This window comes from Nocardiopsis sp. NPDC057823 (assembly GCF_042797335.1).
Classification (GTDB): Bacteria; Actinomycetota; Actinomycetes; order Streptosporangiales; family Streptosporangiaceae; genus Nocardiopsis; species Nocardiopsis changdeensis.
Genome location: NZ_JBHVLR010000006.1, coordinates 211812 through 234213 on the forward strand (window position 1 = coordinate 211812; position 22402 = coordinate 234213).

Consider the following 22402-nt stretch of genomic DNA (forward strand, 5'->3'; position numbering starts at 1 on the left):
TGAGGGAAAAGAGCGGGTGTTCCCGCAGGTGATGGGCGGTGGAGTCGGTCTCGGTTCGACTCTGATACGTCCAGGACCAGACTCTACGGGCAGATAAAGGACGTTTTAACAGGATATGGGGTTTACCTAGGGTTAGTCGGTTGGTTGACTCACCAAGGGGGATCGGTTCGCAAAGGATTTCCGAGAAGTCATCTGGTCGGGGGACAGGGATTCGCGGAGGCGGGGCCCGGTGTCACGGAACACGTCGGGGGACGTGCTCCGCACCCGGGCCCTCCGCCGTCGGCCCTGCTCAGGAGGGCGCCCCCGTCTCCCGGGGGCGCAGCGCCTCCCGGAGGCGCGGCGGGACGGCGTCCCCGCCGCTCGCCGGCGGCCCCTCCGCGAATCCGCCGGGACCGTCCCCGCGGAACGGGTCGGCCGGGACCGGCTCGGCGAAGGTGCCGAGCGGGAAGTCCCGCAGACCCCGCTCGTAGAGGTCGTCCACGGCCGCGGAGAACCGGGTCTGGGCGTCCGGCTCGTCCGGTCCCAGCAGGTACTCCTTGAGGACCTCCCGGCGGCGGGCCATGGCGTCGCCCGCCGGTTCCCGGGCGGCCGCCAGGACCTCGTCCAGCCCGGCCAGGCCCGGGCGCAGCAGGTACCCGGCCCCCGCGGACGGGTACTGCGCGCGGAACTCGTCGTCGGCGGTGTCCCACAGGTCCGCGATGGCGTAGGGCTTGCCGCTCGCGATGAAGTCGGCCACCACGCTGGAGATGTCGCTGACCATCGCGTCCGACTCGTTGAAGCACGAGAACAGGGTCGGGAACGGGTCGGTGACCACGTGGTGGCGCAGCGGCCCCGCCGACGTCCAGTACAGGTCGTGCCACTGCCGCAGCAGGTCCCGGTACCCGGCCAGGTCGCCCGGGGTCAGGCTCCGCTCCGAGGACTCCCGCCGGAAGTGCTCGATCCGCGCCCGCAGCTCCGCCAGCCGCCGCTCGGCCTCCGGGGGCACCGGGTCCAGGCGGCGGTTGTGCGCGGTGATCGCCTCCACGATCCGCCGGTGCGCCGCCGCGGCGAGGGGGGACCGCTTGCCCAGCAGCGGGTGCGGCTTGTAGATGAGCCGGACCGGTCCGCCGCCGGCCAGCAGCCGCTCCACCAGCTCCACGCCGACGGTGTCGGCCGAGGTCAGGTAGTTGTTGTCGTCCACGCCCTCCCAGGTGGGCGCGTAGATCACGGTGGGCACCGACCGCTCGGCCGCCGACCTCGGACCCTCGACCACGTCCAGCTGGGGGCGGCCCACCTCCACCACGTCGCGGTCGTCGATGGCGTGCCGGACCCTGCGGTAGCGCTCGCGTCCGCCGCGGCCGGCCACCCAGATCTCGTCGAAGATCCGGCTGACCCGGTTGCTGCTGGGCAGCTTGTCGCTGTCGCCGTGCCCGACGAACACGTGCTTGATCTCGGCGCGCTGCACCAGGTGGATGTTCTTGCCCGCGTTGCCCGGGTACAGGGCCACCCGCACCGTGGACAGGTCCAGGGCGGCCAGGTCGTCGGCGCGCGGGACGCACACGACCGGCAGCGGGGTCGGCTCCAGGTGCGGCAGGTTGGCGTGCTCGCGGAACACCACCAGGGCCCGCCGGTCCAGCCGCTCCACGGCCTCCAGCCACATGTTGGCCTGGTAGACGCCGTTCTGGCTGCCCACGCCGAACGTGAAGTACAGGACCACCTCGGGCCGGTACGCGCGCAGCCGCTCGTTGACCTCGTCGATGACCTCGGCGTCGGAGGGGAAGCGCAGGTGCGCCAGGAGCGTCGGCACGGTGGCCAGCGCCAGCACCAGGACCGCGCCCGCGCTCAGCGCGGCACCGCCGACCGCGAGCCATTCCGGCCCGCCGGCCAGGTGCGCCACACCGCCCGCCACCAGGGCGAAGTCGGCGAGGAACACGCGGTTCATCGGCAGCTCGCGCACGAACCGGGGGACCTGCGGCAGGTTCAGCGCCGACAGGTCCAGGTTGCGGGTCCGCACCGGCAGCCGGGAGCGGCGCAGGATCTGCATCCGCATCAGGTCGTAGCCCAGGGACAGCACGAAGAACGCGGCCAGCCCCGCGAACGTCGACCAGTAGGCCGGGGTGCCGATCGCCCCCACGGACACGTACAGCGCGATCAGGAGGATCTGCCGCAGCAGCATCCGCACGGTGAGCCCCACCCGAATGCGGCTGAGCACCTTGGTCAGCACGGTGACGCGCTGGGCGACCATCCACTCGGTGGTGTACAGGACCAGGGCCAGCACCCCGAACACCCAGACCTGTGCCATGGCCACCTCGACGGCCTGGAGCAGGAAGGAGAGCCCCATGGCCGCAAGGACGGCCAGCGCGGTGCCGTTCACCCCCAGATGGCGGAGCCGGTTCACTTCGCCCCCTCCGTTCGGCGCGCCCGGGCGGCGGCCACCGGGTCCTCGCGGCGGACGTCGACGACGTGGCCGGTGAGGTCGGACAGCAGCACGTCCAGGGAGGTGCGGGCCACCTTCTCGGCGCTGAGCAGGGTGCCCGAGGGCTCCTCGCCGAACGCCTTCACCCGCATAGGGGTGCGGGTGCGCTCGGGGTTGATGCAGTTGATGCGCACGCCGTCCTCGGACCACTCGTCGGCCAGGGCCTGGGTCAGGTTGACGGTCGCCGCCTTGGTGGAGGAGTACAGGCTGTACTCGGCCCGGCCCCGGGTGTAGGAGCTGGAGGTGTACAGGAGCAGCTGGCCCTTGGTCTGGGCGAGGTACGGGAAGGCCGCCCGGGCGATGTGCACCGGGGCCAGGTAGTTGACCCGCAGCGCCTCCTCGATCGCCTCCGGGCCGGTGGCGTCCAGCCGTCCGATGCGCAGCACCCCGGCGGTGTTGACGACGTAGTCGATGCGGCCGGTGGCGCTGTGCGCCTGCTCCAGGGCGGCGGCGACCTGTGCGGGGTCGGCCACGTCGGTGCGGGTGGCGCTGCGCGAGTAGCGGAAGACCCGGGCGCCGTGCTTCTCCGCCAGGTCGGCGACCTCGGCGCCGATGCCGTGGCTGCCGCCGAAGACCACCACGGTCCGCCCGCCGAGCAGTCGGTCGCGGTCCTGGTCGGTGAACTCGGGGGTGTCCGCCGAGGAGAGCTGGAAGAGCTTGTCGGCGATGAAGATGTCGACCGGCTGGGTCACCTTCATGTTCTGCTCCTCGCCGGCGACCACGTGGATCGGAGTGCCGGGGGAGTAGCGCAGGACGACGGTGCAGTCGTCGGTGGCCTCGAAGTCCGGGTCGGCCCAGGCGCGCTCGTAGGCGTCGCGGATGGCGGACAGGCGGAAGCCCTGCGGGGTCTGGCCGCGGCGCAGCCGGGCGCGGGTGGGGACGTCGGTGATGACGTCGTCGTCCACCTCGATGACGGTGTCCGAGGAGGGGATCGCCACGTCCACGGCCCGGTAGGTCTCCAGGGCGGTGACGCAGTCGTCGATGACCCGCTGGGACAGCAGGGGCCGGACCGCGTCGTGGAACAGCAGGTTGGTGGTGTCGGCGGGCAGGTGCGACAGGGCGTCCAGGGCGAGCCGGGTGGTGGCGTTGCGTGAGGTCCCGCCCGGCAGCACCCGGGTCACCTTCGTGAACCCGGCCTTGCGCACGATGGCCTCGGCGTCGTTGACGAAGCCGGGGTTCATCATCACGATGACCTCGTCCACGCGCGGGGCCTGCTCGAAGACGTCGAGCGTGTGCTCCAGGATCGTCTTCCCGGCGATCTTCAGGAGCTGCTTGGGCGTCGCCAGGCCGATGCGCTGGCCGCTGCCGCCGGCCAGGACGACCGCGACCGTCCTTGTGGCGGGCGCCGGCCGTGGAAAGGTACTGCTCTCAGGCAAGGTCGTCTCCCTCTTCGCGAAGAGTTGGGGGATGTACTGCCCGACCTTGGGGGAAACGTGCGGGTTCCGGGCACGGAGGCCGAGGGGCGCGGGCCGCCCCGGCGGGGCGCGCGCCGTTCGTCGTAGATCGGTTCGCTGTTCCTATCGCCTTAACCCGTTGTTCGGGTTCCGGTGTGAATGGGACGAAGATCCCTGCCGGCGGGTTGACCGCCTCCGTAGGAGGTTTTCGTCGCGCCGGGTCGCCCCCGCCGGGCACTGTCCGAAGAGAACCCCTGTTGACCTGGTCGGATGCCGGAGAGGACATTCTGGTTCTCGACGGTACCCGCGCCCGGGCACTGGTCACGACCGGATAACGCATGCTCCGCGTCACGATGACACCGGACCCGGCGGCCCGGAACGGCGCGGGGGCCGCACCGTGCGGTGCGGCCCCCGTGGGAGCGGATCGGGGCGGTGCCGGGCGGGTCAGGCGCCCGCCTTCTCCGGTTCGCCCTGCTCCGGCCGGTCGTCGCCGTCGGCGGCCGTGACCGTGGCCTCACCGCCGTCCCCGGCGCGGACCGGCGCCACGAGGTTCAACACCCAGTACAGGAGGAAGGACGCCACCAGCCCGACCACCCAGCCGTAGTCGGCCAGCGGGGACAGCAGCGGGATCAGCCCGTCCTCCGGGAACGGGCCGAGCCTGGCGCCGGTCTCCGCGTCCACGCCCGAGTGGGAGCCGCCCACGGCCAGCAGGGTGCCGACGCCGAACGCGGCCAGCGCCCGCCAGTTCCAGCCGCCGCCGTACCAGTACCGCGACCCGCGCCGGTACAGGCCGGGCAGGTCCAGCCGGGTCCGGTGCACCAGCCAGTAGTCGGCCAGCAGGATGCCCGCCACCGTGCCCAGGACGCCGCCGACGGTGCCCAGCCAGGTGAAGATGTAGACGCTCTCGTTCTCCAGCAGCTTCCACGGGAAGATGAGCACGCCCAGGAAGCAGGTGATGATCGCCCCGGTGCGGAAACCGATCAGGCGCGGCGCGAGGTTGGCCAGGTCGTAGGCCGGGCCCACCAGGTTCGCGGCGATGTTGGTGGACACCGTCGCCAGCAGCACGATGAAGATCGCGAACAGCAGGCCCAGGCCGCTGCCCATCTGCGCCACGATGTCGATCGGGTTCCACAGCGGCTCGCCGTACACGGCGGCGGTGCCCGCCGTCACCATGACGGCCAGCAGCGAGAACAGCGTCATCGTGGTGGGCAGGCCCAGCGACTGGCCCAGCACCTGCGCGCGCTGGGAGTCGGAGAACCGGGTGAAGTCGCTGATGTTCAGGGTCAGCGTCGCCCAGTAGCCGATGACGCCCATGAGCGAGGGGAAGAACAGGGCCCAGAACGACGGCCCCCAGTCCAGGCCGTCCGGGTCGCCCGCGAGCATGACGCCCGGGCCGCCGGCCTCCGCGGCCATCCACACCAGCAGGGCCACACCGCCGACGATCATCAGCGGGGCCGCCCACACCTGCACCCTGCGGACGCCCTCCATGCCCCACAGGACGATGGCCACCTGGGCCACCCAGAAGACGGCGAAGGACAGCCACAGGGTCCACGGGTTGCCGCCGATCGCGGCGGCGTCCAGCCAGCCCTCGCCGAACAGCCGCCCGGCGAGCACGTGCACGCCCTGGCCGCCCACCCAGGTCTGGATGCCGAACCAGCCGCAGGCGACGGCGCCGCGCAGCAGCGCCGGGAGGTTGGCGCCGCGCAGGCCGAAGGAGGCGCGGGCGAACACCGGGAAGGGGATGCCGTACTTGGCGCCCGCGTGGCCGGTCAGCACCATCGGCAGCAGCACGATGACGTTGCCCAGGACCACGCACAGGATCGCCTGGCGCCAGTCCATGCCCGCGGCGATCAGGCCGCTGGCCAGGGTCCAGGCGGGGATGCTCACCGACATGCTCACCCACAGGGCGGTGAAGCTGCCGGTGCCCCAGGTGCGCCGGGACATCGGCACCGGCTGGAGGTCCTCGTTGACGTAGGGGCTCTCGGGCATGGACACGCCCTCGGCCAGGGAGACGCGGCCGTCGGGGTGGGTGACGGCTCTCGGTTCCGGGGAGGGTGGGGCTTGGGTCACGGGGCACCTGATTCTTCGGTGGTACGGGGGATCGGGGAGTGGGCGCGGCGGGGCGTGCGGGGGTCGCGGACCCGTTTCGGGCCGTCGAACATCCTCGCACGTCACCGCGGGTGCGGCGGCGGCCGGTGGTGGCCGCCGCCGCACCCGTCCCGGCAGTGTGCGCGCCCCGTGTGACTTCCGTGTTCCGGCCGGGTCAGATCCCGGACACGGCGGGGACCACGTCGCGCCCGTAGGCGTCGATGACCCCGTCCACGTCGTCGTGCATCGCGTAGACCGCGAACTGGTCCACGCCCACCGCGCGCAGCCGCTCCAGCTTGGCCACGTGCTCCTTCACAGGGCCCAGCAGGCAGAACCGGTCCACCACGCTGTCGGGGACGAACGCGGTGTCGGGGTTGTCCGCCCGGCCGTGGTGGCTGTAGTCGTAGCCCTGCCGGGCCTCGATGTAGTCGGTCAGCTCCTGGGGGACCGCCCCCGTGTGCCCGTACCGCGCCACCAGGTCGGCGACGTGGTTGCCCACCATCCCGCCGAACCAGCGGCACTGCTCGCGCGCGTGCGCCAGGCCCTGCGCCGACCCGTCGGTGACGTAGGCCGGTGCGGCCACGCACACCGTGATCTCCGCGGGGTCGCGGCCCGCGTCGGCCGCGGCCGCCCGCACGGCCTTGACCATCCACTCCGTCAGGTACGGGTCGGCCAGCTGGAGGATGAACCCGTCGGCCTGCCGCCCCACCAGCTCCAGGGCCTTGGGGCCGTAGGCGCCCATCCAGACCGGCAGCGACCCGTCGCGCACCCACGGGAGGCGGAAGGACGCCCCGTCCACGTCCGCCTCCCGGCCCTCGGCCAGGTCCTTGATCGCGGTCATGGCCCTGGAGAGGCGGGCCAGGGTGGCGGGGCTGCGCCCGGCCACCCGCATCGCGGAGTCGCCGCGGCCGATCCCGCACACCGTCCGGTTGCCGAACATGTCGTTCAGGGTCGCGAACAGGGAGGCCGTGACCTCCCAGGTGCGGGTGCCCGGGTTGGTCACCATCGGACCCACCACGAGGTTCTCGGTGCGCTCCAGGACGCGGCTGTAGATGACGAACGGCTCCTGCCACAGCACCACCGAGTCGAACGTCCACCCGTGGGTGAAGCCGAGCCGGTCGGCCCGCGCCATCCGGTCCACCAGTAGGTCGGCGGGCGGGTCGGTCTGGAGGACGAGTCCGATGTCCATGTGCTCTCCTCTCAGATCTCAGATCAGGTACCGGCAGGTGCCGCGGGACAGGTAGCGGCCGTGCCCGGCCGCGCCGAGGTACTCGCCGCCGTCCACGACGACCCGGCCGCGGGAGATCACGGTGCGGGCCCGGCCCGTCACCCGCCTGCCCTCGTACGCGGAGTAGTCCACGTTCATGTGGTGGGTTCGCGCGGAGATGACGTGCTCGGCGTTCGGGTCGTAGACCACGATGTCGGCGTCGGCGCCCGGGGCGATGGTGCCCTTGCGCGGGTAGAGCCCGAACATGCGCGCCGGGGTGGCGCAGGCCAGCTCGATCCACCGGCGGCGGTCGATGTGGCCGTCCAGGACCGCCTGGTGCAGCAGGTCCATCCGGTTCTCCACCCCGGGCAGGCCGTTGGGGATCTTGGAGAAGTCGCCCCGGCCCAGCTCTTTCTGCCCGGTGAAGCAGAACGGGCAGTGGTCGGTGGAGACCACGGACAGGTCGTTGGTCCGCAGCGCCCGCCACAGCAGCTCCTGGTGCTCCTCGGGCCGCAGCGGGGTCGAGCACACGTACTTGGCGCCCTCGAAGCCGGGCCGGGCCAGGTCGTCCGCGGACAGGAACAGGTACTGAGGACAGGTCTCGCCGAACACGTTGAGCCCCATGTCGCGCGCGCGGGCCAGCTCCTGGACCGCCTCGCCCGCCGACACGTGCACCACGTACAGCGGGGCCCCGGCCACCCGGGCCAGCTGGATGGCGCGGTGGGTGGCCTCGGACTCCAGCAGGGCCTTGCGGACCTCGCCGTGGTAGCGGGGGTCGGTCCGGCCGGCCGCCAGCGCCTGCTCGACGAGCACGTCGATGGCGATGCCGTTCTCGGCGTGCATCATGGTCAGCGCGCCGTTGGCGGCGCCGCGCTGCATGGCCCGCAGGATCTGCCCGTCGTCGCTGTAGAACACGCCCGGGTAGGCCATGAACATCTTGAACGAGGTGATGCCCTCGTCCACGAGGGCGTCCATCTCCTTCAGCGACGACTCGTTGACGTCGGACAGGATCGCGTGGAACCCGTAGTCGATCGCGCAGTTGCCCTCGGCCTTGGCCATCCAGGCGTCCACCCCGGCACGCACCGGCCGGCCCGGGCTCTGCACCGCGAAGTCGATGATGGTCGTGGTGCCGCCCCAGGCGGCCGCCCGGGTCCCGGTCTCGAAGGTGTCGGAGGCGAAGGTGCCGCCGAACGGCAGCTCCATGTGGGTGTGCGCGTCCACCCCGCCCGGGATGACGTAGTGCCCGGCGGCGTCGACGACCTCGGCGCCGCTCTCCGCCCAGGAGCGGGCGGTGTCGCCGCCGCGCAGCGCCAGGGCGGCCACCGTCCCGTCCTCGACGAGGACGTCGGCCTCCAGTTCGTCGGCGGCGGTGACGACCAGGCCGCCGGTGATGAGGGTGCGTCCCATGGCGTCCCCTAACCCTCGACCAGGGGCCCGTAGGCGTCCGGGCGGCGGTCGCGGTAGAAGGCCCACTGGGTGCGGACCTCGTCGATCAGGTCGAAGTCGAGGTCGCGCACGACCAGCTCGGGCGCGGTGTCGGAGGCGACCTCGCCGACGAACCGCCCGCGCGGGTCCACGAAGTAGCTGGTGCCGTAGAAGTCGTTGTCGCCGTACTCCTCCCGGCCCACCCGGTTGATGGCGGCGACGAAGTACTCGTTGGCGACCGCGGCGGCGGGCTGCTCCAGCTTCCACAGGTACGCGGACAGGCCCCGGCTGGTCGCCGACGGGTTGTACACCAGCTGCGCCCCGGCCAGCCCGAGCGCCCGCCAGCCCTCCGGGAAGTGGCGGTCGTAGCAGATGTAGACGCCCACGCGGCCGACGGCGGTGTCGAAGACCGGCCAGCCCAGGTTGCCGGGGCGGAAGTAGTACTTCTCCCAGAACCCCTTGACCTGCGGGATGTGGTGCTTGCGGTACTTGCCCAGGTAGGTGCCGTCGGCGTCGATGACGGCGGCGGTGTTGTAGTAGAACCCGGGCTTCTCGACCTCGAACACGGGCAGCACCATCACCATGTTCAGCTCCCGGGCCAGCTCCCGGAAGCGGGTGACGGTGGGCCCGTCGGGGACGCTCTCGGCCCACCGGTAGTGCTCGGCCTCCTGGACCTGGCAGAAGTAGGGGGCGTTGAACACCTCCTGGAAGCCGATGACGCGCGCCCCCTGGGCGGCGGCGTCGCGCGCGTATTTCTCGTGGGCGGCGAGCATGGAATCGGTGTCGCCGGTCCACTCGGTCTGGACGAGTGCGGAACGGACGATCTGCGGCATGGTTCCCTCGTTCCTCCGTGGCCGTCGCGGTCGGCCCGGAACGGTCGGTGCGTCCGCGTATGCCCTGCTGGCACGCGGGGTGCCGGCAGGGCGGTGCGCTATGAGAATCGCACCATAGAGAGAGGGGAATGGCGGGTCAATATCCGACATCCTTGCGAACAGGATTCCTCCGTGTTGCGCGATTTCGCAAAAACACCCGATGGTGGCCGATGTCCCTTTTTCGGGGTCCAATTATTTGGAGGAAAATCCATGTTTCCACGCTTTCCGGGGAAGGATTTCATACTTCCCTCCACACCCCCGGCGTCCGGCGGACGCCCCTAGGGTGAGGGCATGGCACGACTGCTCATCGTTCACCACACCGTCTCCCCGGCCACCCAGGAACTGCTCGACGCGGTGCTGGAGGGGGCGCGCGACGACGAGATCGAGGGCGTGGAGGTCGTCGCCCGGCCGGCGCTGGCGGCCTCGGTCGCCGACACGCTGTCGGCCGACGCCGTCGTCCTGGGGACGCCCGCCAACATCGGGTACATGTCGGGCGCCCTCAAGTACTGGTTCGACCTCGTCTACTACCCGGCGCTGTCGGCCGGCCGCTCCGTGCCCTACGCGCTGTACGTGCACGGCAACGACGACACCGCGGGGGCGGTGCGCGCGGTGGAGGGCGCCGCCAAGGGCATGGGCTGGGCCCGCCACCGGCCGCCGGTCTCCGTCACCGGGGCCCCGGCCGCGGCCGACCGCGACGCCTGCCGGGAGCTGGGCGCCGTCACCGCCCTGGCCGCCCTGGGCATGTAGAGGGCCCCGCCCCGCGCGCCGCGCGGACCGGGGCCCGAAGCCGCCGTGGTGCGCGCCCGCCCCTGCCGGGCGGGCGCCGCGTCCTACTGGACGGGCACCACGATCGGCTCCTCCATGCCGAAGGAGGGGTCGTAGCTCACCTCGACCACGGTCACCTCGCCCGCGACCGCGACCTGGCCGCTGACCTGGTCGCCCGGCGCCAGGTCCGCGGCCTCCAGCTGGGTGATGTCGGCGAAGAGCTCCCAGTCGACGACCTCGGTGCCGTCGTCCAGGATGAAGGTGAAGTACAGCGGGTTGATCGACAGCGGCTCGCTGGAGTTGTTCACGAACGTCACGTCGAGAGCCGTGTAGGTCTCGTTGGGGTCGAGGGTGCCGCTCACGGTGCCGGCGTTGGTCGCCGTCAGCGTGACACCGTCCTCGGCCGGGGCCTCGACGGGGGCGTCGCCGCCGCCCTCCTCGCCGCCGCCCGGCTCGGTGGTCTCCGTCGTCGTGGGGGAGGTGGTCGTGGTGCCGCTGTCGTCGCCGCCGGAGGAGGACATCGCGATGACCACGATGATCACCACCGCGATCACGACCAGGACCAGGCAGCCCGCGCCCACGCCGATGCCGACCTTGGCGCCGGTGGACATGCCCTGCTTCTGCTGCGGGGCGCCCGTCGAGCCGTAGGGGTCGTAGGGCGCGCCGGGGCCGCCGTAGGGCTGCTGGCCGCCGGACGGGTCCCCGTAGGAGGGCTGGCCCCCGGTCGGGGCGCCGTAGGACGGCTGACCGCCGGTGTGGTCCCCGTAGGGCGGCTGGCCGCCGGTGGGACCGTACGGGGGCTGCCCGCCGGGAGGGCCGTAGGGCGGCTGGCCGCCCGGGGGCTGACCGCCGTACGGGGGCTGGGGACCTGACGGGTCGTTGGGGTAGGACATCGTGAGTGCTCCGGTTCTCGGATGCGGGACGGCGTGCGCCGCGGAAGGATGCGTCGTGTACCTCGAACGGAACACACGCGGTGGCGGAGGGTGCACCGCCCGCGCACGGGCGGCGGGGCTGGGGGCCGCCCTGTGACCCTACCCTCACCGTCGCATCGGATGGTGTCCGGTACTCGAACGGTTCGCGCGGGGGCCGGTGGCCTTCGCCACGGAAAGCCCTGATGGGGCCGCCCGGCCTTGGTAACTTGCGGCTATGCGCACGGACTACCACCCCACCCCCACCGAGGTCGTGGCCTCCTGGATCCCCCACGACGCCCGCTGGCACGAGGCGGCCCGGGCGGCCGCCGCCGTCGGCTCCGACGAGCTGCGCCGCTACGTCACCGGGCTCGTCCACGAGCAGCGTGACGGGGACCGCGAGCTCGGCGACGAGTACGACCTGCGCTCCATCGGCGCGGTCGTGGAGGACATGGGCGTCGGCGGCCTGGCCGCGGTGGAGTGGAACAAGGTCCGCGACGCCCTGCTGCTGCCCCTCACCAAGAGGATCTAGGACTCCTCCTCGGGGTGGCACTCCAGGCAGTCGGTCCCGCAGGGGTAGTTGATCATCGACATGGACCGGCAGCGCACGCACATCCGGCGCCTGCCGCCCGGCGGGTCGTGCCGCCAACGGTGGCGTCCCGCCCGGCAGATCCCCGAGGGCTTCATCGCGGTGTCATCGCGGACTGCGCTCATGCCCGCACCGTAGCGGAACCCGCTCCCACCCGGAAGCGGTTCGGGGGAGGGCCGTGCCGTGCGGTCCGCCGGTCGTACTACCGTGTGTCGTAGAACGCGCCGCCCACCTGGGCGGACGGGAGGGGCGGGAGGAGGCGCCGTGGTCGAGTGGCTGACCATGACCATTCAGATGGCTTCCCTGGCGATGGCCGGGTGGTGCCTCGTGTCGACCTTCCGCGACCAGCCCATGCTCGTCCCGCACCTGGTCGGCATGGGGGTCCTGTGGCTGCTGGTGATCGGCCAGGCCGTGGCCACCGTCGCCGCCATGGTGGGCGGGGAGCGGCCCGCCGAGACGGCGATGTTCGTCTCCTACCTGGCCACCGTGGTCCTGCTGCCGCCCGCCTGCGCCGTGTGGGGGTTCATGGAGCGCAGCAAGTGGGGCCCCGCCGTCATCGCGTTCGCCTGCCTGATCCTGCCCGTCCTGTTCGTCCGCCTCGAACAGCTCTGGAGCCCCGTTGCCTGACACCGCCCCGGCCTCCGACGCCGCGAAGACCCTGCGCACCGGCCCCGGCCGCCTGCTGGTGGCCGTCTACGGCGTGTTCGCCCTCGCCGCCACCGCGCGGGGCGCCTACCAGCTGGCCACCAGGTTCGACGAGGCCCCGGTCGCCTACCTGCTGTCGGTGCTCGCCGGGGTGATCTACCTCGTCGCCGCCGTCGGCCTGGCCCGCGCCGGGCGGACCTCCCGCCGGGTCGCCCTGGTCTCGTGCAGCGTCGAGATGGTCGGCGTCCTGGTCGTGGGCGCGGCGAGCCTGCTCCTGCCCGAGGTCTTCCCCGACGACACCGTCTGGTCCGGGTTCGGCAGCGGCTACTTCTTCATCCCCCTGGTCCTGCCCGCCCTGGGCCTGTGGTGGATCCTGCACGTGCACCGCCTGGACCGCGACTGACCCCGCCCGGGCCGTGACCCGGGCGTGACCCCACCGCTACCCTGGGCCCATGTCAGAGCCCCTTCCCCTGCCGGTGGCCGTCTCGGCCGACTGGCTCCAAGAGAACCTCGACCGTGTGGTCGTGGTCGACTCCCGGTGGTACCTGGATGGCCGCTCCGGCCGCGACGCCTACCTCGCCGGACACCTCCCCGGAGCGGTGTTCGCCGACGTGGACGCCGACCTGGCCGCCCCGGCGAGCCCCGAGGGCGGGCGGCACCCGCTCCCCGCCGCCGCCGACTTCGCCCGCACCCTGGGACGCCTGGGCATCGGCGACCACTCCCGGGTGGTCGTCTACGACGACGCCGGGGGATCCGTCGCCGCCCGCCTGGTCTGGATGCTCCGCGTCCTGGGCACCCCCGCCGCGTTCCTCGACGGCGGCCTGCGGACCTGGACGGGGCCGCTGGAGGAGGGGGAGCACGTCGCCGAGCCCGCGCACCGCACCCCCCAGCACTGGCCCGCCGACCGGGTCGTGCACACCGACACCGTCCGGGCCGCGGCGGGCGAGCCCGGCCAGCTGGTCATCGACGCCCGCGCGTACGGCCGCTACACCGGTGAGCAGCCCGCGCCGGTGGACGCCCGGCCCGGCCACGTCCCCGGCGCCCGCAGCGCCGAGTGGACCGGCAACCTCGGCCCCGACGGCCTGCTGGCCGCCCCGGAGGAGCTGCGCGAGCGCTTCGCCGCCCTGGGCGCCGACGACGCCGTCACCATCACCGCCTACTGCGGGTCCGGGGTCACCGCCTGCCACGACCTGCTCGCCCTGGAGCACGCGGGCTACACCGCCCCCCGCCTCTACCCCGGCTCCTGGAGCCTGTGGGGCGGCGACGACTCCCTGCCCGTCGAGACCGGGGACCCCGCCGCCGGCTAGCCGGGCCATCAGGTGTTCCGGGAGGCCGTCCGCGCACACGGGCGGCCTCTTCGGCGTGTCCGGATCCGGCCGGGAACCTCCCGGCCGGTGCACGCGTCTGACCAGCCAGTAGGATTGCCCGGCCCGGGGTCGGGCCGATGACGAGGCTCCCCCCACGCGAAAGAGGAACAGTGGCCATCGAAATCGTGCTCCTGGTGATCGCCGCCCTTGCGGTGGCGGTCGCCGCCATCGCCCTCGCCGTGCGCGCCGCACGGCGCAGCAGCACCCCGCCCCCGCAGCCTCCGCCCACCCCCAAGGACCCCTTCGCCGACACCGGGGACAGCACCTCCGGCGACCCCCGGAGCCTCAAGGCCGGCGACATGATCGACTGGGGCACCGAACGCACCTGGATCCGCGGCACCCTGCGCCTGTCCCAGGGCGGCTACGTCTGGGCCGAGCACTTCCTGGAGGTCGAGGGCGGCAAGCGCTGGCTCTCCACCGAGGAGGACCCCGACCTGGAGATGGCCCTGTGGACCGGGCGCCCCGACCTCGACCTGACCCCCCACGGCAAGAAGATCGAACTCGAGGGCACCACCTACCACCTCGAGGAGAAGGGCAGCGGCTCCTACCGCTCCGAGGGCACCACCGGCCTCAAGGCCGAGGGCGGCTTCGACTACGCCGACTACGAGGCCGCGGACGGCAGCCTGCTCTCCTTCGAGCGCTTCGACCACGGCCCCTGGGAGGTCAGCACCGGCACCAAGGTCGCCGAGGGCACCTTCACCATCTACCCGGGGAGCTGATCCACCCCATGCGAGTCGGCATCAGCGCACCCTTCGTCGACACCCGGGCCGACGACCTGGTCTGGGCGCTCGGGCACCCGTTGATCGACCCCCTCGCCGTCCGCTCCCTGCGGGTCGGCGGCGCCGGGGTCGAGCTGCGCGTGCTCGGCGCCTCCCACCAGGTCGTCATCACGTCGGCGGCGGGCGTCCTGGTGGAGACCGTGGCCTGCCTGCCGGGAGTGGACGGCGCCCTGCCGGGCAGTGCCGAGCGCTCCCACGGGACGGGCCGGTACCGGTTCGACTCGCGGGTGGAGAACCTCACCCGCACCGGACTCGCCCGCCGGGTCGACGACCTCCACCGCGAGGTCGCCGACGACCCCGGCGGCCTCCTCGTCGCCTTCCCCGGCGACCCGTTGGCCGTGACCGCGCTGCACCTGGACCCCGGTGGCGCACACGGTGACGGGAACCCGCTCCACTGGCGCACCTGGCACGTCTACCCCCAGAGCGGAGAACTCGTGACCACCCACTCCACCGTGTCCGCCCACCCATGCGGAGAGACCAGATGACCCACCAGCACGGCCACGCAGAGCCGGCGAAGAACAACAAGACCGTGGTCACGCTGTTCGTGGTGATCGGCGGTATCGTGCTGCTGCTCATCCTGCTGGCGGCCTGCGACAACAGCTCCAACAACACCTACTGCCCCGACGACGACTACGTCTCCGACCCCGCCTACGACGACGACGAGTGCGAGCAGTCGTCCTCCGGCACCTCCGGGGGCGGCGGGTTCTTCTTCTTCGGCGGGACCAGCAGCAGGTACGACGACGGCTACCGCGGCGGCTCCAGCGGTTCCAGCGGGGGCAGCGGCTTCCGCGGCGGCGGCAGCGGCTTCGGCAAGTGACCCATCCGACCAGAACCGAACCCCCCATCCCCTAACGAGACCGGACAATGAACGAGATCCTCTTCAACAGCCTCGCGGCCCTCGCCTACGCCGGGGTCGGCGTGGTCGTCCTCGCGGTCGGCTACCTGCTCATCGACCTGCTCACCCCGGGCAAGCTGCACAAGCTCATCTGGGAGGAGCGCAACCCCAACGCGGTCATCCTGGTGTCGGCCAACACCCTGGGCGTGGCCGTCATCGTCACCACGGCCATCCTCTCCAGCGACTCGGAGATCGGCCTGGGCGCCGGCCTGCTGTCCACCGCCGTGTACGGGCTGATCGGCCTGGGCGTGATGGCCCTGGCCTTCGTGCTCATCGACCTGCTCATCCCGGCCAAGATCGCCCACATGATCAGCAACCCCGAACCGCACCCCGCGACCTGGGTGAGCGCCTCCGCCCACCTCGCGATCGCGGCGGTCGTCGCCGCCGCACTGACCTGACGGCGGCGCGCCCCCTCGCGGGGCCCGTCCGGCCCCGCCCGTAGAGAAAGCAGCACCCCATCGTGATCGAGTCACCGGCCCCGCAGCGGCCCCGACTTCCGGTACCGCCGCGGGTGGCCCGGTTCCTCGTCCTGACCGCGGTGTTCGTGTGCGCCGCCTGCGGCCTGGTGTACGAGCTGGCCCTGGTCGCCATCGGCAGCTACCTGCTGGGCGACACCATCACCCAGGCCTCCGTGGTCCTGTCGGTGATGGTGTTCGCCATGGGCATCGGGTCGCTGCTGTCCAAGCGCTTCCAGGGCAGCCCGGCCGTGTCGTTCGCGGTCATCGAGGGCCTGCTGTCGCTGGTGGGCGGCCTGTCGGTGCTGCTGCTGTACGGGGCGTTCGCGTGGTTCTCCGCCTACCAGCCCGCCCTGGTGTTCCTGGCGTTCGCCATCGGCGTGCTCATCGGCATGGAGATCCCCCTGCTGATGACGCTCATCCAGCGCATCCGCAGGCAGGACGCGTCGGAGGCGGTCGCCGACCTCTTCGCCGCCGACTACGTGGGCGGCCTCATCGGCGGTCTGGCGTTCCCGTTCCTGCTGCTGCCGCTGCTGGGCCTGCCCAAGGGCGCGCTGGCGGTGGGCGCGCTCAACGCGGTGGTGGGCATGGCCGTGGTGCTGTGGCTGTTCCGCGCCGAGCTGTCGCGCCGCGCGTACGCGGGGCTGGCGGTGGGCCTGGCCTTCATCCTCGGCTTCCTGGGCCTGGCGTACCTGTACGCCGACCGGTTCGAGGTGGACGCGCGCCAGGCCATGTACCGGGACCCGATCGTGCACGCCGAGCGCACCGCCTACCAGGAGATCGTGCTCACCCGCTCGATCGACGGCCGGGACGTCCGGCTGTTCCTCAACGGCGACCTGCAGTTCTCCACCCTGGACGAGTACCGCTACCACGAGGCGCTGATCCACCCGGCGATGGCCGGCCCGCACGAGGACGTCCTGGTGCTGGGCGGCGGCGACGGGCTGGCGCTGCGCGAGATCCTCGCCTACGAGGACGTGGAGTCGGTGACCCTGGTGGACCTGGACCCGGCGGTGATCGAGCTGGCCTCCAGCGAGCCGGTCATCACCGAGCTCAACGAGGACTCCTTCCGGGACCCGCGGGTGGAGGTGGTCAACGCCGACGCCTTCCAGTGGCTGCGCGAAAACCGCGGCGACTTCGACGTGATCGTCGCCGACCTGCCCGACGGCCAGGACGTGGGCCCGTCCAAGCTGTACTCGGTGGAGTTCTACTCCCTGGCCCGCCACTCCCTGGCCGACGGCGGGCGGATGGTGGTGCAGGCCGGGTCGCCGTTCTTCGCCCCGGACGCCTACTGGAGCGTGGGCCGCTCCCTGGAGGAGGCGGGCCTGTTCGGCACCCCCTACAACGTGGACGTGCCCTCGTTCGGGAACTGGGGCTTCTACCTGACGTCCGTGCGGAGCGCCCCGGAACTGGACATCCCCGAGGACGCGCCGCCGCTGCGCTTCCTGGACGAGGCCCTGCTGGAGGCCGCCCAGGTCTTCCCGCGGGACCGCCGCGAGGACGGGGAGGTCGAGGCGTCCACGCTCATGCACCCGCGTATCATCGCCTACCACCAGGGCGCCTGGCGCGGCTACTAGCCGTCCCTTCCGGGCTGGTGCTCCGGTGCCTTCCACCGCCCGCCCGTCACCCGCCATTACCCACCGGTCACCCGCCACCACCCTCGACGGACGGCCTGCGGCCGACGACCTTCCCGCGTACGGACGGCCTGCGGCCGGTGCCCAGGGGCCCGTGTGCCGGTCCGGCGCTCCGGCCCGGGCACACCCGGGCCGGAGCGGACCGACACCGCGCAGCCTCACGTGTCGGGCCGGTGGGCGGCCGCGCGGTGGTCTGCGGGGGCGGGCACGGGAGACGTCCCGTGACCGGACCCATCCTGTCCCACCGCGGGATGGGGGCGCGTACGCCGCGCCGCCCCGGGCAATCCCTTACCCCGCCCTACCGACCCTTTTCCCGACACGCCGCACGAACCGCCGCATAACGTCAGCTGTCGAAGCCCATGCCCAGCGCGTCCAGGGTCCGCAGCCACAGGTTGCGCCTGCCCTCGTTGCGGTCGGCGGCGGCGGTGGCCCGCAGCGTCAGGCCGATGCCGATCGAGCGCACCGGCTCGGGCGGGAACGGCAGCGGCTTCTCCCGCACCATCCGCAGCCGGGTCCGCTCGGTGTCCAGCCCGTCGAGCCGGTCCAGCATCACCTGGGCGCCGAACCGCGTCGCCCCCACGCCCAGCCCGGTGTACCCGGCGGCGTAGGCCAGCCTGCCCCCGTACCCGGTCCCGAAGAACGCCGAGAACCGGCTGCACGTGTCGATCACCCCGCCCCAGGAATGGGTGAAGCGCACCCCCGCCAGCTGCGGGAACGTCTCGAAGAAGTGCTCGGCGAGCGTCCGGAACGTCTCCGGCCGCTGGTCGTACTCCGGCCGCACCTTCCCGCCGTAGTGGTGGACCGCGTCGTACCCGCCCCACAGGATCCGGTCGTCCGCGGTCAGCCGGTAGTAGTGGAAGAAGTTCGCCGCGTCCCCCACCCCCTGGCGCCCCCTCCACCCCAGCGACTCCATCTGCGCCCCGTTCAGCGGCTCGGTCATCAGCGCGTAGTCGTACACCGGGGCCAGGTAGTGCTTGAGCCGCCGCAGCGGCCCGGGGAAGGCACCGGTGCCCCAGGCCACCCGGGGCGCGTGCACCGACCCGCCGCGCGCCTCCAGCCGCAGCCCCGCCGGGGTGGACCGGATCGCCCGCACGGGGGTGTTCTCGAAGATCCGCACCCCCAGCCGCAGGCACGCCGCCCGCAGCCCCCAGGCCAGCTTGGCGGGGTGCAGCATCGCCACCCCGTCGGGCTCGTACAGCGCCCCCACGTAGGTGGGGGAGTCGATCTCGGCCCGGGTCCGCGCGGCGTCCCACACCTCGGCCCGGTGCCCCAGGGCGGTGATCGCCGCGGCGGACTCCGCGAACCCCTCGGCCTGCCAGGGCGCGGTGGCCACCAGCAGCTCGCCGGTGCGCTCGAACTCGCAGTCGATCCCGTACTTCTCCACCGCCTCGCCGATGGCGTCCAGGTTGGCGTACCCCTGGCGCTCCAGCTCCGCGATCTCCTCCGGCCACCGCTCGGCGCCGTTGTCGTACCCGTGGGTGAGGCTGGCGGCGCAGAACCCGCCGTTGCGCCCGGAGGCCGCCCACCCGGCGGTGCGCGCCTCCACCAGGACCACGTCCCGGCCGGGGTCGCGCTCCTTGGCGATGAGCGCCGTCCACAGCCCGCTGAACCCGCCGCCGACCACGGCCAGGTCGGCGAAGGCGTCGCCCTCCAGCGCCGGGGCGGCCTCGGGCACATCGTGCCCGGGCACGTCGGGATCGAGCCAGAAGACCCGGGGGCGGGCGCCCTTCAGCGCCTCGCGGGCCCCTGCGGTGACCGCGTCGGCCATGGGTATCACACACTTTTCGTCGGTCGTGGGAAAGGACTCGGATACGGAACGGGGCACCGGCCGGGCGAGAGCGCCCGACCGGTGCCCCGGGGACGGACGTCAGGCCCGGCGCCTGGCCGCGATGATGTTGATGACGGCCATGGTGAGCCCGACCGCGAACAACAGCGTGCCCATGACGTTCACCTGCGGGGGGATTCCGACGCGCGTGGCGCCCCAGATCCACAGGGGGAACGTGTTCACGTCGCCGCTCACGAACGTGGTGATGATGTAGTCGTCGATGGACAGGGCGAACGCCAGCAGCCCGCCCGCCATCACCGCGGGGAACAGCATCGGCAGCGTCACCAGCCGGAACGTCTCCCACGGCCCGGCGCCCAGGTCGCGAGCGGCCTCCTCCAGGCTCGGGTCCAGGGTGATCACCCGCGCCCGCACCGTGATGGCGACGAACGACACGCAGAACATCACGTGCGCGATGACCGTCGTCCAGTACCCGGTGGTGATGTTCAGCATCAGGAACGTGGACAGCAGGGCCGCGCCCAGCACCACCTCGGGCGCGCTGATCGCCGCGAACATCACCAGGTTGGTGAGCTGCTTGCCGCGGAACGTGAACCGCCCCAGCGCGATCCCCAGCAGGGTGCCCAGCGCCCCGGCGATGACCATCGTCAGCAGCGCGATGGTCACCGAGTTGAACATCGCCTCGTTGAGGTCGGGGTAGGCGAACGCGTTCGCGTACCACTCCAGGGTGAACCCCTGCCAGGTGATGTTGTGCCGGCCGGCCGGGTCGTTGAAGCTGAACACGATCATGAACAGGATCGGCACGAACAGCCAGGCCAGCACGGCCCACGTGTACCAGCGGCCCCAGTCGGTCCGGCGCCGGACCGCGGGTGCGGGGGGCCGCGGCGCGGAGCCGGTCCGGCCCTCGGTCTCGAACGTGGCGCTCACGACGTGTGCACCTCCATGACCCGTTCGGTGCCCAGAGCCCTGGCGTAGCTGAAGATGCCGACGAGCAGCAGCCCCATGAGCACGAAGGTGATCGACGCGGCGATCGGGTAGTTGTTGTTGACCAGGTACTGGGTCCGGATGACGTTGCCGATCATCGTGTTGTGCGTGCCGCCCAGCACCGACGCGTTGACGTAGTCGGCGCTGGTCGGGATGAAGGTCATCAGCACGCCGGCGAACACGCCCGGCAGCGACACCGGCAGGATCACGTGCGCGAACGCCCGCAGCCGGTTCGAGTACAGGTCGTGCGCCGCCTCCACCAGGTGCGGGTCCATCCGCTCCAGCACGGCGTAGATCGGCAGCACCATGAACGGCAGGAAGTTGTAGGCCAGCCCCAGGATCACGGCGGGCGCCGTGTTGAGCACCGCGAACCCGTCCGGGAGCAGCCCCAGGTCCTTGAGGGGCCCCAGCACCACGCCGTTGTCGGACAGGAAGAACCGCCACGAGATCGTCCGCAGCACGAACGACACGAAGAACGGCAGCAGGAGCAGTAGCAGGTACGTGGACTTGTAGGCACCGCCGCGGAAGGCGATCCAGTAGGCCATCGGGTAGCCGACGGCGATGCACACCAGGGTGGCGCAGCCGCCGTAGAACAGGGAGCGCAGGATCTGCTCCCAGTAGGTCCCGATGGCTTCGGCGTAGTTGCCCACCTCGAAGGTCTGCTGGAAGCCGGTGATCACGTTGCCCGTGGTCAGCGACAGCGACAGCATCCCGCCGATGGGGACCACGAAGAACAGCGCCAACCAGGTCCACGCCGGGAGCACCAGCACGTAGGGCGTCAGCTTGCGGTTTCTCATGGGGAGACTCGGGATCGCTCGGTGTCAGCTCTGCGTGACGGCCTGGAACAGGGACGAGAACCCGTCCTGCTCCTCGGTCGGCAGGACGACGAAGTTGTGCAGCCTCTGGTAGTCCTCCTCGGTGGGGAACACCAGGGGGCTCTCGGCCATCTCGGTCAGCGCCGCGCCGCGGTCGCTGTCGCCCTCGGCCGCCGCCCACTCCAGCATGACCTCCTGGGCGTGGGGGACCGGGGAGATGTAGGCGATGTACTCGGTGAGGCCGGTGGCGATCTCCGGCTCGTACAGGAAGTTCATCAGCTCGATCGCGTCCACCGGGGCCTGGGTGGTGTACGGGATCATGAGGTTGTCGGTCCACAGGGTGGCGCCCTCCTCGGGGATGACGAACTTCAGGTTCGTCCCCTCCTCGGAGTTCTGCTGGTAGATGTCGCCGGACCAGGCCATGGTGATCCACAGGTCGCCGTTGGTGAGCGGCTGGATGAAGTCCTGGTCGTAGTAGGCGCGCACGATGCCGGAGTCGCGCTGCTCGCGGAGCCTGTCGGCGGCCGCCTCCCAGTCCGCGGAGGTGGAGTCGGCCGGTGTGACGCCGGTGGCCAGCAGACCGAAGTTGGCGATCTCCTGGGGGTCGGAGAACATGCCGACCTTGCCCTCGAAGGCCGGGTCCCACAGGTCCTGGACGCTGGTGATCTCCCGGTCGATGAACTCGGGGTTGTACGCGATGCCGGTGATGCCGGAGGCGTAGGGGACCGTGTACTTGTTGCCCGGGTCGAAGGCGCTGTTCTTGTAGATCTCGCCCGCGTACTCGGCGAAGTTCGGCAGCTGCGAGTGGTCGAGCTGGATCAGGTACCCCAGCTCGATGAGCTTGGCCAGCTCGAACCCGTTGGGCAGCACGATCAGGTCGTAGCCGAGGTCGTCCTCGCTGGCGAGCTTGGGCTGGATCTGGCCGAAGAACGAGGCCGCCTCCTGCACGTCCTCCTTGTACTCGACCTCGATGCCGGTGGCCTCGGTGAACTGCTGGATCTGGGTGCGCTCGGAGTCCATGTACAGCGGCCAGTTGGCCCAGCGCAGGTTGCCGGTGCGCTCCTTGCCCTCCCAGAAGTTCGCGTCGGCGGCGGGGTCGCGCTGCTGTCCCCCGACCCCGCACGCGGACAGGGCGAGGGCGGCGGCCGCCGCTCCGCCGGCCTGGAGGGTGCGCCGCCGGGTCAGGCCGGGCGGCCCGAGGGGGCTGCGGCGTGCCCGGGTGAGGCCGCGGAGGAGTGCGGGGTCGATGCCGGCGCGCGAGCGGTTGTTCATGGGTCGTTCCTTGGTCTTCCGGTGTTCCGCCGGGGAGAGCGGGGGGTTCGTGGCCGGTGGCGCCGGTCCCGGTCGG

The 22402-nt window shown here is 71.9% G+C and carries 22 protein-coding genes; 10 read left to right on the forward strand and 12 right to left on the reverse strand.

What is annotated here, in order from left to right; all coding sequences use genetic code 11:
- Positions 1-289: 289 nt before the first annotated feature.
- From ACFVNO_RS13450 to ACFVNO_RS13475, 6 genes are all read right to left on the reverse strand, one after another.
- The gene (locus ACFVNO_RS13450) at positions 290-2377 is read right to left on the reverse strand and encodes a glycerophosphotransferase (RefSeq protein WP_378892268.1); all 2088 of its coding nucleotides are present in this window, start codon (positions 2375-2377) and stop codon (positions 290-292) included.
- Positions 2374-3831 (reverse strand): SDR family NAD(P)-dependent oxidoreductase, encoded by a 1458-nt coding sequence (locus ACFVNO_RS13455; RefSeq protein ID WP_378892271.1) that lies wholly within the window; start codon positions 3829-3831, stop codon positions 2374-2376. The genes ACFVNO_RS13450 and ACFVNO_RS13455 overlap by 4 nt, the downstream gene beginning before the upstream one ends.
- Before the next feature lie 462 nt (positions 3832-4293).
- Positions 4294-5919 (reverse strand): NCS1 family nucleobase:cation symporter-1, encoded by a 1626-nt coding sequence (locus ACFVNO_RS13460; RefSeq protein ID WP_378892274.1) that lies wholly within the window; start codon positions 5917-5919, stop codon positions 4294-4296.
- Between the two features lie 193 nt (positions 5920-6112).
- Complete coding sequence (locus tag ACFVNO_RS13465) at positions 6113-7126, reverse strand: TIGR03842 family LLM class F420-dependent oxidoreductase (RefSeq protein WP_355262643.1); 1014 nt, start codon at positions 7124-7126, stop codon at positions 6113-6115.
- 18 nt (positions 7127-7144) lie between these two features.
- Positions 7145-8551 carry a dihydropyrimidinase gene (gene hydA / locus ACFVNO_RS13470; protein ID WP_355262640.1) on the reverse strand — a complete coding sequence of 469 codons (1407 nt, stop codon included), beginning with the start codon at positions 8549-8551 and terminating at the stop codon, positions 7145-7147.
- An 8-nt stretch (positions 8552-8559) separates the two neighbouring features.
- Complete coding sequence (locus ACFVNO_RS13475; protein WP_355262637.1) at positions 8560-9402, reverse strand: nitrilase-related carbon-nitrogen hydrolase; 843 nt, start codon at positions 9400-9402, stop codon at positions 8560-8562.
- Between the two features lie 330 nt (positions 9403-9732).
- Here ACFVNO_RS13475 and ACFVNO_RS13480 point away from each other — a divergent pair, with 330 nt between their 5' ends.
- Entirely contained in the window at positions 9733-10188 is a 456-nt protein-coding gene (locus tag ACFVNO_RS13480) for a flavodoxin family protein (RefSeq protein ID WP_220563350.1), read from the forward strand.
- Between the two features lie 83 nt (positions 10189-10271).
- Here ACFVNO_RS13480 and ACFVNO_RS13485 read toward each other — a convergent pair whose 3' ends face one another.
- On the reverse strand, positions 10272-11099 hold the full coding sequence (locus tag ACFVNO_RS13485) for a DUF4352 domain-containing protein (RefSeq protein WP_355262634.1): 828 nt from the start codon (positions 11097-11099) through the stop codon (positions 10272-10274).
- A 253-nt stretch (positions 11100-11352) separates the two neighbouring features.
- On the opposite strand from ACFVNO_RS13485, the gene ACFVNO_RS13490 reads away from it, so the two are divergent.
- Positions 11353-11646: a hypothetical protein gene (locus ACFVNO_RS13490; protein ID WP_220563348.1), complete on the forward strand. Its 294-nt coding sequence runs from the start codon at positions 11353-11355 to the stop codon at positions 11644-11646.
- Here ACFVNO_RS13490 and ACFVNO_RS13495 read toward each other — a convergent pair.
- Complete coding sequence (locus tag ACFVNO_RS13495) at positions 11643-11828, reverse strand: hypothetical protein (RefSeq protein WP_355262628.1); 186 nt, start codon at positions 11826-11828, stop codon at positions 11643-11645. The two genes, ACFVNO_RS13490 and ACFVNO_RS13495, sit on opposite strands and share 4 nt — an antisense overlap.
- Before the next feature lie 139 nt (positions 11829-11967).
- Here ACFVNO_RS13495 and ACFVNO_RS13500 point away from each other — a divergent pair, with 139 nt between their 5' ends.
- The 8 genes from ACFVNO_RS13500 to ACFVNO_RS13535 all read left to right on the forward strand — a co-directional run bounded on the left by ACFVNO_RS13500 (position 11968) and on the right by ACFVNO_RS13535 (position 17418).
- Positions 11968-12330, forward strand: coding sequence for a hypothetical protein (locus tag ACFVNO_RS13500; RefSeq protein ID WP_220563346.1), 363 nt, complete (start codon positions 11968-11970; stop codon positions 12328-12330).
- Positions 12323-12751 carry a hypothetical protein gene (locus ACFVNO_RS13505; RefSeq protein WP_378892282.1) on the forward strand — a complete coding sequence of 143 codons (429 nt, stop codon included), beginning with the start codon at positions 12323-12325 and terminating at the stop codon, positions 12749-12751. Before ACFVNO_RS13500 ends, ACFVNO_RS13505 begins: the two co-directional genes overlap by 8 nt.
- A gap of 49 nt (positions 12752-12800) precedes the next feature.
- The gene (locus tag ACFVNO_RS13510; RefSeq protein WP_355262624.1) at positions 12801-13655 is read left to right on the forward strand and encodes a sulfurtransferase; all 855 of its coding nucleotides are present in this window, start codon (positions 12801-12803) and stop codon (positions 13653-13655) included.
- Between the two features lie 227 nt (positions 13656-13882).
- Complete coding sequence (locus ACFVNO_RS13515) at positions 13883-14434, forward strand: DUF4178 domain-containing protein (RefSeq protein WP_378892410.1); 552 nt, start codon at positions 13883-13885, stop codon at positions 14432-14434.
- Between the two features lie 8 nt (positions 14435-14442).
- Positions 14443-14979 (forward strand): DUF2617 family protein, encoded by a 537-nt coding sequence (locus ACFVNO_RS13520; RefSeq protein ID WP_378892285.1) that lies wholly within the window; start codon positions 14443-14445, stop codon positions 14977-14979.
- Positions 14976-15311 carry a hypothetical protein gene (locus ACFVNO_RS13525; protein ID WP_220563341.1) on the forward strand — a complete coding sequence of 112 codons (336 nt, stop codon included), beginning with the start codon at positions 14976-14978 and terminating at the stop codon, positions 15309-15311. Before ACFVNO_RS13520 ends, ACFVNO_RS13525 begins: the two co-directional genes overlap by 4 nt.
- 47 nt (positions 15312-15358) lie before the next feature.
- On the forward strand, positions 15359-15787 hold the full coding sequence (locus ACFVNO_RS13530) for a DUF350 domain-containing protein (RefSeq protein WP_355262616.1): 429 nt from the start codon (positions 15359-15361) through the stop codon (positions 15785-15787).
- Between the two features lie 62 nt (positions 15788-15849).
- Positions 15850-17418, forward strand: coding sequence for a polyamine aminopropyltransferase (locus ACFVNO_RS13535; protein ID WP_355262613.1), 1569 nt, complete (start codon positions 15850-15852; stop codon positions 17416-17418).
- 400 nt (positions 17419-17818) lie between these two features.
- On the opposite strand, the gene ACFVNO_RS13540 is transcribed toward ACFVNO_RS13535, so the two are convergent.
- The 4 genes from ACFVNO_RS13540 to ACFVNO_RS13555 all read right to left on the reverse strand — a co-directional run bounded on the left by ACFVNO_RS13540 (position 17819) and on the right by ACFVNO_RS13555 (position 22326).
- Positions 17819-19243, reverse strand: coding sequence for an FAD-dependent oxidoreductase (locus ACFVNO_RS13540; protein ID WP_355262610.1), 1425 nt, complete (start codon positions 19241-19243; stop codon positions 17819-17821).
- A gap of 99 nt (positions 19244-19342) precedes the next feature.
- Complete coding sequence (locus ACFVNO_RS13545) at positions 19343-20182, reverse strand: ABC transporter permease (protein WP_378892292.1); 840 nt, start codon at positions 20180-20182, stop codon at positions 19343-19345.
- On the reverse strand, positions 20179-21036 hold the full coding sequence (locus tag ACFVNO_RS13550; RefSeq protein WP_355262607.1) for an ABC transporter permease: 858 nt from the start codon (positions 21034-21036) through the stop codon (positions 20179-20181). The genes ACFVNO_RS13545 and ACFVNO_RS13550 overlap by 4 nt, the downstream gene beginning before the upstream one ends.
- A gap of 24 nt (positions 21037-21060) precedes the next feature.
- Positions 21061-22326 (reverse strand): spermidine/putrescine ABC transporter substrate-binding protein, encoded by a 1266-nt coding sequence (locus tag ACFVNO_RS13555; RefSeq protein WP_355262604.1) that lies wholly within the window; start codon positions 22324-22326, stop codon positions 21061-21063.
- Positions 22327-22402 lie beyond the last annotated feature (76 nt).

What these genes read in the sequence shown, in the direction of transcription:
- ACFVNO_RS13495 (WP_355262628.1), bottom strand. Translation starts at nt 11,828, where the DNA reads ATGAGCGCAGTCCGCGATGACACCGCGATGAAGCCCTCGGGGATCTGC.
- ACFVNO_RS13530 (WP_355262616.1), top strand. Translation starts at nt 15,359, where the DNA reads ATGAACGAGATCCTCTTCAACAGCCTCGCGGCCCTCGCCTACGCCGGG.
- ACFVNO_RS13475 (WP_355262637.1), bottom strand. Translation starts at nt 9,402, where the DNA reads ATGCCGCAGATCGTCCGTTCCGCACTCGTCCAGACCGAGTGGACCGGC.
- ACFVNO_RS13485 (WP_355262634.1), bottom strand. Translation starts at nt 11,099, where the DNA reads ATGTCCTACCCCAACGACCCGTCAGGTCCCCAGCCCCCGTACGGCGGT.
- ACFVNO_RS13540 (WP_355262610.1), bottom strand. Translation starts at nt 19,243, where the DNA reads ATGGCCGACGCGGTCACCGCAGGGGCCCGCGAGGCGCTGAAGGGCGCC.
- ACFVNO_RS13480 (WP_220563350.1), top strand. Translation starts at nt 9,733, where the DNA reads ATGGCACGACTGCTCATCGTTCACCACACCGTCTCCCCGGCCACCCAG.
- ACFVNO_RS13490 (WP_220563348.1), top strand. Translation starts at nt 11,353, where the DNA reads ATGCGCACGGACTACCACCCCACCCCCACCGAGGTCGTGGCCTCCTGG.
- ACFVNO_RS13510 (WP_355262624.1), top strand. Translation starts at nt 12,801, where the DNA reads ATGTCAGAGCCCCTTCCCCTGCCGGTGGCCGTCTCGGCCGACTGGCTC.
- hydA (WP_355262640.1), bottom strand. Translation starts at nt 8,551, where the DNA reads ATGGGACGCACCCTCATCACCGGCGGCCTGGTCGTCACCGCCGCCGAC.
- ACFVNO_RS13525 (WP_220563341.1), top strand. Translation starts at nt 14,976, where the DNA reads ATGACCCACCAGCACGGCCACGCAGAGCCGGCGAAGAACAACAAGACC.
- ACFVNO_RS13465 (WP_355262643.1), bottom strand. Translation starts at nt 7,126, where the DNA reads ATGGACATCGGACTCGTCCTCCAGACCGACCCGCCCGCCGACCTACTG.
- ACFVNO_RS13550 (WP_355262607.1), bottom strand. Translation starts at nt 21,036, where the DNA reads ATGAGAAACCGCAAGCTGACGCCCTACGTGCTGGTGCTCCCGGCGTGG.
- ACFVNO_RS13555 (WP_355262604.1), bottom strand. Translation starts at nt 22,326, where the DNA reads ATGAACAACCGCTCGCGCGCCGGCATCGACCCCGCACTCCTCCGCGGC.
- ACFVNO_RS13520 (WP_378892285.1), top strand. Translation starts at nt 14,443, where the DNA reads ATGCGAGTCGGCATCAGCGCACCCTTCGTCGACACCCGGGCCGACGAC.